Below are 4,441 nucleotides of genomic sequence, written 5' to 3'. Positions count from 1 at the left end.
CGTGCAACCGGCGGCAGAGGCCCCTGAAATAGCTGATTTCTGTCGAAGCACTCAGACCCCAGCCGAATCGGAGGGGAGTACGCCTGCTGTCAGTCCGCAACCGACGACGTCGAAGGAACACGTTTGGATCGGGGACGGCGTTCCCGTCGGCGGCAACAAGGCGACGGTGGACTCCTATCGTCGCCGCATCGATCACGATTCGTCGGAACGCTCGACGATTCGGGTCCAGATCGTCTGCAACGACACGAACATGAATGACGAGGGGAAGGTGTGTGAGCAGTACAGCTTCCGGGATACGAGTCGTCACGAGGTCGATATCGCCTACGACTTGACCGTCGAGGAACTACGAACCGTATTCGCCGCCGACATCGATTATCTGCACTACATCGGCCACGTCAATCACAGCGGTATCGAGTGTGCCGACGGCGTGCTCGATACCCGGACGTTGGACGCGGTGAACGTCGAGTCGTTCCTGCTCAACGCCTGTCGCTCGTACGAACAGAGCGCCACCTTGGTCGAAAAGGGGTGCCGGGTCGGTGTCGCAACCCTGTCGGACGTGTCCAACGAACCGGCCACGAAGATCGGGTGTCTGCTCGCCCGCGGACTCGGTTCGGGCCTTTCGTTCTGGAGCGCGCTCTCCATCGCCCAGTCGGAGACGCTGTCGGGTGACCAGTACGTCGTCATCGGGGACGGGAGTCTCACCCTCTGCCAACCGTTTTCGAGGATCAAACCGATGCTGTTCATCGAGACGGACGATGATGGGGGGTACACGATTCGGATCAAACCGTTCTATCCCCCCCGTGACAGCGCCGGTTCGATGTTCGGGTCGGTGTGGGACGACGACATGACACAGTACCTCCAGTCGGACTGGATCGGCGACTTCCACTTGGAGGCGGAGACGCTCGACGAGGTGTTTCGAGAGGAGTCGATGCCGATCAAATACGACGGCGACCTGTACTGGAGCGACGACATCACGACGAAGGATTTGCGGTGATCGATTCGGTTTTCATCCGTGAGTACCATCGTTGCGATATGATTGTTCGTTCCACCACGATTCGGAGACGCGTTTGGTTACGATCCGGACTGGTTGGTGGGGCCGTTACCAGGTCCGGGCTAAGTGAATCATGACGGGGGACGATAATCGACCGAAAGGGGCTGAAATACAGGTCGAACGCGTTTCGGACGGATGTGGAATTAGAATCTGGGATCCCATCGAAAAGGCGGAAGTCGTGTTACAGACCCCGTCACGAATCGATCCACGACAGGATTCGACGGAGGGGTTCCCGTTCTCGGTCGAGACGGCGGTCGAATTCCGGACGGATCGGATCGATATCCCTTCCGGAATATCGTTTAACGTGTGGGATCGTTTCGATGAGCTACGCGATACCGTCCAGATGGACGATGGAACGTGGGAATCGTCGTTCCACGTGGGCCATCTCGAGTTCAAAACTACCCCGGTGCGACTATATGTTGCCGTCGATTGCCCACTCACAATCCGATCTGGCCATTCTTCTTCCACGATCGAGTTCGAGACAGAAAAAGGAGTCACCGTCGGCGTTGGATCGATGCACCGGTTTCCCAATGGTACGGTCACAATCACCGACGACATCGAGGACGTGATGCGTGGAATTTCATTGTTCGGATCGGCATTGGATACGCTCTCACCGGAGCGCTCGTTTCCGACGCTTCGTGGCCACCCGCCACTCCTCGAACACGGCGACGAGTTTTCGGCTCCGTCGCACCTCAAACGGCCGGATACCGGAGTTCGGTTGGTCGTGCCGCCGGAGCGGACGTACGTCTATCCGGTCGTATCGTTGGCGTTCTATCTCGGTGCGAAAGTCGTACCGGGAACGCCTGCGCGGCTTGAGACTCCCGGTTCGAAGTACGTGTTCGGAGACGACGTCGCGTTCGAACAGCAGGTCAACGAACTGCTCCGCCACGTTTTCTTCTTCGATTGCCTGATTCGTGAGGAGGGGTTCTATCCGGTACCACTTCACATCCGTCCGAAAATTGAACCGCTGGTGGATTTCGACTTCAAGATTCTATACAATCGGTCGCTATCCGAACGACTCGACACATATCTGGATGTCCCGTTCGACCGTGTCGATTCGCTCTTTCCGGATTGGAGTCACACGGTAATACTCGAACTGACGAAACAAAACGTCGAGGTACTGCCGTACGTTTCGTCAGATCTCGCATTCATTCGGCATCCGTCTGCTACTGCCCGGATATCACAAGCAGAGCGACCACAGACGGTCACTGACTTTTGCCGAAGTCAAGCAAGTGTTCTTGGAAATGTAGCGGAAGCAAAAGTCGTGAGTCCGCCGGAGACGAAAACCCCTCACGACGAATGGCTCGGCGATGGCGTTCCTATCGGCGGCAACAAGGTTACACTCAATTCATACCGCCGTCGAATCGAAGACACGAAACCGAGGACATCGACCATCTCGGTCAAAATCGTCTGCAACGACCAGCGGATGAAAGCCGAGGGCAAAGTGACGGATCTATATGGATTTCGAGAGACCACCGATCACGAGATCGATATCGTCTACGATTTGACCGTCGAGGAACTCGCCTCGGTGTTCGCCGCGGACATCGATTTTCTTCATTACATCGGCCACGTCAGCGACGAGGGGATCGAATGCGCCGACGGCGTCCTCGATACACGGCTGTTGGAGACGGTGAACGTCGAATCGTTCCTGCTCAATGCCTGTCGGTCGTACGAACAGAGCATGGAACTAGTCGAGAAGGGTTGTCGAGGCGGCATTGCCACGCTTTCGGACGTCTCGAACGGACCTGCGACCGAGGTCGGTTCGTGGCTTGCTCGCCTCCTTGGGAAGGGATGTACACTTCGTAGCGCGCTCTCAATCGCACGAACGACGACACTAAGTGGGAACCAGTATGTCGTCCTTGGAGATCCTTCAGCGAGCGTTTGCCAATCATTCGGTTTGATGAACAGCAGCATTCACATTGATTCGTATGCGGACGGAATATACACAACAAATCTGAAGGTCCACATGATGAATGGACACAATAACGGCTCTTTTTATGAAATCACACAGGAGGATAGTGGACGATTCTATCTGTCTCCTGTTATTCGGAAAAATATGACTGCCACTGAACTCGATGAATTCTTCAAAATGGAGTCGGTGCCGGTCGAGTACAACGGCGACCTCTACTGGAGCGACGACATCGCCGCGGCGGACCTGCACTGAAAGGGCCGATTTTTAACCGTGCTCGCCCTCGTTTTCGGATATGCAGAACGTTTCCGCAGCGGGACTCGGAATCGGGCCGGAACACCCGCCACGGATCATGGGTGTGTTGAACGTCAGCGAGGAATCGCCGTACGACCCGAGCGTGTACGACGACCCCGCCGACGCCGCGGCGTACGTGGACGCAGAACTCGTCGCGGAAGGCGTGGACATCGTGGATGTCGGTCTCGAATCGGCGAACAAACGGTTCGACGTGCTCTCCGCGGAGGAGGAACTCGACCGACTCGATACCGCGCTGGAAGCCATCGAACAGGTGGAAGGGAACCCCGTCTTCTCCATCGAAACCCGGTATGCGGACGTGGCGGATGCGGCGCTGTCGGGTGGGTTCGACATGGTCAACGACATCTGTGGCTTCGCGGACCCGGAGATGGCGACGGTCTGTGAACGCCACGACGCCGCCGTCGTGAAGATGGCGAGTCCGCCGGACCTGACCCGTCCCGGCGCGATCGAGCGCGTGGACGACATTTACGACGCGCTCGCTGCCGAACCGCTGACGGACAAGACCATCCTCGATCCAGCGTTCGGCGGATGGAGCGAGGAGAAGACGCTCGCTGACGACCGCGAGACGTTCCACCGACTCGGCGAGTTCCGGGAACTGGGGCGGCCCATCCTCGTCTCCATCAACCGGAAGAACTTCTTGGGGGACGTAGTGGGCAGGGACACCGAGGAACGACTCCCGGCCAGCCTCGCGGCGACCTCGCTGGCCGTCGAACGCGGGGCCGACGTGATCCGAACGCACGACGTGGCGGAAACCCGTGACGCCGCCGTTATCGGCCACGCGTTCGGCCGCGAACGGCAATGAAGTTCGACGAGTGGGACCCCGTCTACCGCGCAATCCTCGCGGATTTCGGCTTCCCTCGGACGGACGACGAACGCGCCCGCGACGTCCTCGCCGAACTCTCGGTTCCGTTCGACCGCGCGAAACTCGACCGGATCACCGGGAGCACCGTCGCAATCGCGGGAGCGGCCCCCTCGCTGGCCGACGAACTCGACACGGCACGAAGAGCGGAGTGCGTCGTCGCGGCCTCGACGGCCGCCGACGTGCTCCTCGATGCGGATATCGACGTGGACTGCATGGTGACAGATCTCGACAAAAACCCGGAGACAGCGCGGGAGTTGAGCGAATCGGGGATTCCGGTCGCGGCGCACGCACACGGGGACAACATCTC

General features: G+C 58.7%; 2 protein-coding genes and 2 pseudogenes. All 4 read left to right on the top strand.

What is annotated here, in order from left to right; translation table 11 throughout:
- Positions 1-994, top strand: a pseudogene (locus WBV42_RS12530) (hypothetical protein); the annotation flags it as partial.
- A gap of 625 nt (positions 995-1,619) precedes the next feature.
- Complete coding sequence (locus tag WBV42_RS12525) at positions 1,620-3,215, top strand: hypothetical protein (RefSeq protein ID WP_423986330.1); 1,596 nt, start codon at positions 1,620-1,622, stop codon at positions 3,213-3,215.
- A 40-nt stretch (positions 3,216-3,255) separates the two neighbouring features.
- Positions 3,256-4,068: pseudogene (gene folP, locus WBV42_RS12520) on the top strand (dihydropteroate synthase); the annotation flags it as partial.
- 2 nt (positions 4,069-4,070) lie between these two features.
- Positions 4,071-4,441, top strand: a 371-nt coding sequence (locus WBV42_RS12515) for a 6-hydroxymethylpterin diphosphokinase MptE-like protein (protein WP_423986329.1), incomplete at its 3' end; no start/stop codon positions are given.

It is taken from the genome of Haladaptatus sp. (assembly GCF_049589095.1).
Taxonomy (GTDB): domain Archaea; phylum Halobacteriota; class Halobacteria; order Halobacteriales; family Haladaptataceae; genus Haladaptatus.
Note: the sequence above shows the minus strand (reverse complement) of the source record. Positions and strands in the feature narration are given on the sequence as shown.

Bases quoted from the DNA above. Each gene is read 5' to 3' on its own strand.
- WBV42_RS12525 (WP_423986330.1), top strand. From the start codon at position 1,620: ATGCGTGGAATTTCATTGTTCGGATCGGCATTGGATACGCTCTCACCG.